At 54.3% G+C, this 6,062-nt stretch carries 1 protein-coding gene and 2 pseudogenes; 2 read left to right on the top strand and 1 reads right to left on the bottom strand.

Annotated elements, in window-relative coordinates; all coding sequences use genetic code 11:
• Window positions 1-120: 120 nt before the first annotated feature.
• Window positions 121-594 (bottom strand): annotated as a pseudogene (locus HNQ83_RS30765) (tyrosine-type recombinase/integrase); the annotation flags it as partial.
• Between the two features lies 1 nt (window position 595).
• Here HNQ83_RS30765 and HNQ83_RS30760 point away from each other — a divergent pair.
• Together HNQ83_RS30760 and HNQ83_RS30755 are read left to right on the top strand one after the other, a co-directional pair.
• Window positions 596-1,300, top strand: a pseudogene (locus HNQ83_RS30760) (DNA adenine methylase); the annotation flags it as partial.
• Between the two features lie 1,730 nt (window positions 1,301-3,030).
• A complete protein-coding gene (locus tag HNQ83_RS30755) occupies window positions 3,031-5,820 on the top strand; it encodes a hypothetical protein (RefSeq protein WP_175392601.1) in 2,790 nt (929 codons plus the stop codon).
• Window positions 5,821-6,062: the final 242 nt, after the last annotated feature.

The following is a 6,062-nucleotide window of genomic DNA, read 5'->3' as shown; positions in this document are numbered from 1 at the left end:
GTAAGGGCGTGCCGGTTCGATTCCGGCTTCGGGCACCATGAATATCAAGGGCTTGTATGAGATTCCTCATGCAGGCCCTTAGTTTTTTCTTGCCGCAATTTTCAAATCTTGCCGCAATTCCTATTTAGTCGACGTTACCTTTTTGCCTTTCCGATTGCGGATGTAGTGCTCGGTCATCACGACGGTGGTGTGGCCAAGCTGGTCCATCGCCTCTCGAATATTGCCGGTCGATTCTTCCTTATCCGTCGCTGCCTTCGCCCGGAGGTCGCGCATCTGAAAGTCAGCTTTTGGAATACCGGCAGCCTCCCGAGCATCATCAAATCGTTTTCTGAGCATACTTGTTGTCATCGGCTGGCCATTTTCCATGACGACCAGGCGAGTAGCTCGGATCTTGTAGCCGGATTTGCGCGCCATGATCCGATCGATCACAACTTTCAGTTCGCCAACAATCTCGATCCGCCGCTTCATGCTGGTTTTCCCCTGGCGAACCGAAAGTTGGCCATCACGGATGTCTCGCTCATCCATTTTCAGCGTGTCGGCAATGCGTTGGGCAGTGAGATAGAACAGATCCAAGGCATCGCGAAGTGGTTGCTGGGGCGCCGCGCTGTTTTTCATGCGACCGCAGGCGGCACCAGTTGAGGTGCTTAATGGCATCAATGGCGATTTGGTGACTCTGTATCGCGTGGTGCACAACCACTTGGAAGAGGTTGTGCGTCAGTTCAAATGGGCGCTCAGTTCTCGGCAGGTCTTTGAGTGGCAGAAGATGACGCGCCCTGAAACGCTCACCGACATCCAGCGCGCCGCTCGGTTTTTCTATCTGCAGCACCATGCTTTTGCTGGCAAGGTCAGTGGTCAAACGTTTGGTACGGCGACCACCGGGCCGGCAATCAATTTGCTGCGGATTGAGGAAAACCTTTCAGCGGCCTGGTAGCGTTTGTCTGGTACTCATGTGGAAAACCTGGGTTGGCTTGAATGCGCGGAGCGCTACGACCGGCCGCATAGCTTCCACTACATGGAACCGCCTTACTGGCAGATCGCTGGGTATGGCGTGGACTTCCCGTTTGAGAACTACGAACGGATGGCCGACTTCATGCGGCGATGTAAGGGTAAGGTGATGGTTAGCATCAACGATCATCCAGATATTCGAAGGGTGTTTGAGGGTTTTCACTTCGAAACGGTGGATATCCGTTACAGCACGGCGAACCAGCGACAGGGGAAGGATGAAGTCAGCGGGGAGTTGGTGATCATGAATTGGGAACCAGCGTCTTTGGGGGGCTGTTCTGACTGGAGGGCACAGTGAATTACTGAAACAGTATCGCTTAAGCCGCCGAGAGGCGGTTTTTTTCTGCCTGCGAAACGCCCGCAAGAGGGGGTATTCCCTGTTGTTCGCCGAGATAGTCACTCGGTATTTGAGCGTGTAGCTGCGCGTGACTTGTCTTCCGTGTAGAACTCTCTTTCGATGAAATCTCGGATTGGTCGGTACGCTAGAAAACGATGCAGGAAGAAAAAAATTGCTAGGCCAACGCAATATGCTGAGAAAAGCACACTGTCAAAGTGGGCGGATACTGCGGCGCCGCCCACAGCCCCAATGAGGGCTGATAGCTGTGAAAGTCCAAAGGCTGACTCAGCACGAATGGCTAGGCTTGCACACCAGCCAATAACCGCTCCAAAGCAAAACGCACCAATCCACAGACCTAGACTTTCCATAGAGTTTCCTCAGTTTTGCCTAACGTTGTGCTAACCGGTGAGCACAAGCATAGCTTGTGCGAATCCAGATGCCGTAAGGCTGTCCGTAACGGCGGCACCAGCAGGCCGGACACGGCGCACACCAACTCTGTGCGGTGGCTTGGTGCTATTGGCGTGCCACAAGGTGAGGCGAGAACCCGGCGCGCGCCGTCGTCCCCCCACCTCGCCTGCGGGCTAAATGGGTCTTTTTTCTGCACTTCTGCACATGGCTCAGCAACGTCCAGGTCGGGAGCTGTCGTAGCAATAGTGGAGGGGAAAAAGCCTGCAAGTCCCTGCGAAGGGCAGGTTGGCGCTGGACTGGCGTGACGACAAAACTGGATCGGTCGCTGAAAGCGTTCCACGCGAGTAAGGATTTTCAGGAACGCTAGCGGAAAAAAGTAAGGAGGTAATGTTGAGGGACCGGATCGGTCGAAAGGCCCGGATCCACTGGGGTTTTCGTTTTGCTTCATAAAATAATTTTGAGTAATCAAACAGGTGATGTTGGTGTAACTGTTTGATTTATAAAAGGGCATGAAGAAGAAAAAATTACCTTTCCAAATAGTAATTATCTTACCTCTGAATTACCTAAAAGTTACTTTGCGGAATGCTCTGAGAGGCCAATGAAATCAAGGTCTTGAGGTGGATTGGTTGAGGGTCTTACTAATCTTACTCGTTTCCGAGGTCTCACCCGAAAACGGAGGGGAAGCATGTGCCTGTATGCATAATGCACGTGATACTGCACTCTGACGCCTGAACACACAAATAGCCCCAGAAACAATCCCGTGTCGATTGCGGTGTATATTCATGCACCGCTGGAAGGCTTGAAAATAGTGACACAGCGGACCGATACCCACCCTTTACTGATGTACGAAGGCGTCTTCGAGTACAGGGGCGCTTTAGAGTTATCCCGTTTGGCAGGTCATGCATGCCTTGTTACGGGAAACCTAGACGGAAAAGAATCTGCCTCATAGTCAGCGCCGTGAGTTAGGGTAAAAATCGATTAAACACTAGATCATAAATTTAATATGACATTAGTTTTTGCTGTTGCGGCTCTAAATCATTCGCGAAGTTGAGGGATCAGTGAATTTAGCGAAATGTGCTGCGTACAACTCCGTTGGATATCCCGCATCGTTATTTCGTTCGGTAATTTTATTAATAGCCAAGATTACTTGAGCCTCGGCGTGTGATTTTTAAATGGCTGCCTATGCTTAACAACTCAAATATCAGACATGTCAGCCGCCTACGGCTCAATTCTTCTATATAAGTCGTTGATTTCTTGTTCTCGCCTTGGCTTGGAGCAGAGAAATGTCTCAATTTGAATTCAGTGTGCACCTGGGTGGTGGTTTGTACATGAACAGTCAAGGCGTTCTGTCTCACGGCCCAGAGCCGGGGAAGCCTGTCTACCCGACTCCCGGTGGAGGGCTGCCTATTCAACCTGACGCACTGGCCAAAGCGTTTCAAGGCATCGCTAAAGCTCTTCCCAACAGGGACGACCCGAAGAGCCGCCAGAAATTCGACAAAATCCTCGACGGCATTGGGATGGCCGCAGGCGATAAGGAGGATCTTATCGGCGCGCTACAGGCCGTTGGCTCCGTCGCAAGTTTGATCGGCTCCGTGGTACCCATTGTGGGAGCGGCGCTGGCCGTGCTCACTCTGTTGCTTGGCTTGTTCAAGGAAGGGCCATCGGCCCTTGAACTGCTCATCACTCGTCGCTTCGACGAATTGGCACGCAAGGTTAAGGCGCTTGAAATTCAGATTCAACAGCGCGACCTGCGCACTCAACGCAATGTGATCTCGGCAGCTTTGGCTGAGATCAAGAACTACCTCGTCGAAATCAAGAACACGCCCCCAGACCAAGCAACGCTACTTCTCCGCCAGCAAGACGTCCGCAATCAGCTCAATAACGCAGGCCTTGCTGTGCGCAATCTGCTCGACAGCAGCACATGGCTGGCCACGTTCGATCGTAGTGAGTACCAGCACGTCTGGCCATGGATCTCGAATCGGCTATTCACGTTTCCGGTGTCCGGCGGACAAGTGCCCGCGTGGCTTCCGCCGCAAGGTGCGAATCGCTTCGATCACCGCCTGATGGTGCCACTTGTGACATTCGCCGTCACCGGATATCTGACGGTGTTGCGGGCTGCTGTCCCGGAATTCCGATCAACCAGGCAAAAACGCGAGGATCTATGGGACTTCGCTATCGCCCTTGAGGTACTGGCCGAGAACATGCGGCGTGAAGGTCTCGCGCGCACGGTCTATACCGCTGCCGACTTCGAGGGCGGCGCGGCGGGCGGTCTGCCCTGGGGACTCGATCCCTCGGAGGTCGTAGATTTTTCGGCTTTTGGCATTGCCCCCTACCTGGCACCCGACAACACGCGCTTCCAGGTGGGGGCATTCGATCTGTTCGCCCACAACGACGCCTTCTTCACGCCGCAGTTCAAAGCTGGCTCCTTCCAGTACCCAGGTCCTGAGAACGCGCGGCAGGGGCTGCTTGACGTGCGGTGGATTCCGCCGGCCCGTCTCGAACACTACGACGAGATTGATCCCGTTCTGGGCTGGGAGCCGGCTAACAAACCACCGCCCACGCGCCGCCGCTATCGAATCACGAACCCGGCCGAGTGCGCATCCGCCGCCAACGCAGTGGCTGAACAAAATTATGTTGATTTGCTTTACAGCAGCGGCTATCTGAATCTGATACACCTAGTCGCGACGCTGCGTAATGAGGCCACCGATCCTGACCACAGTCAGACCGTCAGCTCCAAGGCACTGTTGCGACAGCGGCCAGGCGCCGGAGTGAGCGTAATGGTCGAGAGCCAGCCGATTCTCATGACCGGCGTGATTTCGGCGCGCGCGGAACGGCGGCCAGTGGCCTACAAGGCGATCACTTGGTTCACAACTCAACCCTTGGGCCGCGAACGTACGCTGCGGTATCGTGTGTGGTTACGAACCCTCAGTGCCAATTACTCGGTGGCGGGTGGCTCATGGGATAACGAGCAGAATTACACTAATTACCATCAGGTCGGATACATCAACGACCCGGAGCGACCGGGTTTCAAGATGCTTTCCACCTCGACGGGAGTGGCTCTGTCTGAAATCCAGTTGGCTGAAGGTACGTCAAGTGCCGCCCCGCGTGACATGAGCAGCACGGTGACCATGAAGGCGATAACGTTTGACTGGTGGATTCCAGTGCAACCGCTTCCAGTTGCGGTGTCACCGAGCGAGGCAGTACTTCAGGCATCACTACGCAGCGTAGGAGTGGAAGCTGGCGGCGGATCCACGACAGCACCTCTCCCGTCACCAATTCCGGCCATCTTCCCTCATACACTCAGTAACGCCGCTATTGTTGATGCCATCTCTCTGCAGGACAACGACCAACTCACCGATGTCATAGGCTGGGGCGATGGGCACGAGCCGCCGTCAGGCCAGCACCGCCTCGCGGTGAAGCAGGATGTGCAATTCGACTACAGCCTGCACTGGCAAGCCGATCGCTTGATTGTGTCAATCAAAAACAACCGCGCTGCAGATCGTAACTATGTGGTGTATGTAGTGGTGGAGGAGATCCTCGGTAGCGGTGAGGTGCTCCACACCGTCGAGCGAGTACCGATTACCGGCCAACTGACATACGTACCACAGTCGTACTTCGACAAGGAATTCGCGGCCCAAGCAAAGACTGCAAAATTCTTCCGTGACTTCGCTGTCCACTATTCCAAGTCGCTGCGCAACATTCCGCGGCCTGGCGGTCCGGGTGATCCGGATCCCGACGATTGGCACGCGGGCTTGCTAGGAGTGGATCCCGAAGTCGTACTCAGTGATCCCGTGCTTAGCGTTTTCCACCTCAAGAACTTCACAGAGGCGGCTGATTTCGCCGCCTTCTCGCGAGTGATCCTAGGGCACCCGCCTGCGGCGCGAATATTTCGACAGCTCCTAAACGATACTCGGATTTCGGAGACCATGCTGATGGCCACGATGGAGTCCTCCGCGACAGCTGCTCTTGAACAGGTGCAGAGAGAGGATTTGGTCGGTGCTTTGGAGTTGCAGAGACTCGATCACGCTACTGAGGATGACAATCTTGATGGCTTAGGACCTGTTGACGTTTAACATGAGCAGCAATAGGAATCAGCAGCGCCTCGAGCCTTTAACTTGTCGTTCCTCCTGCTCCGCAGGCCCATGGGTCGAGGGCCGGAAATAAGGAGCGTCCTTGGAGCTATTAAAGTAGAGTTTAGTAGCGGGTAACTATCTAACTGCTTGATAAATAATAATAAAAGTACTGACTTAAAATCCCCCACTCGTAAGGGCGTGCCGGTTCGATTCCGGCTTCGGGCACCATGAATATCAAGGGC

The organism is Pseudomonas sp. C2B4, assembly GCF_013359695.1.
Taxonomy (GTDB): Bacteria; Pseudomonadota; Gammaproteobacteria; order Pseudomonadales; family Pseudomonadaceae; genus Aquipseudomonas.
Note: the sequence above shows the minus strand (reverse complement) of the source record. Positions and strands in the feature narration are given on the sequence as shown.

Bases quoted from the DNA above. Each gene is read 5' to 3' on its own strand.
- HNQ83_RS30755 (WP_175392601.1), top strand. From the start codon at position 3,031: ATGTCTCAATTTGAATTCAGTGTGCACCTGGGTGGTGGTTTGTACATG.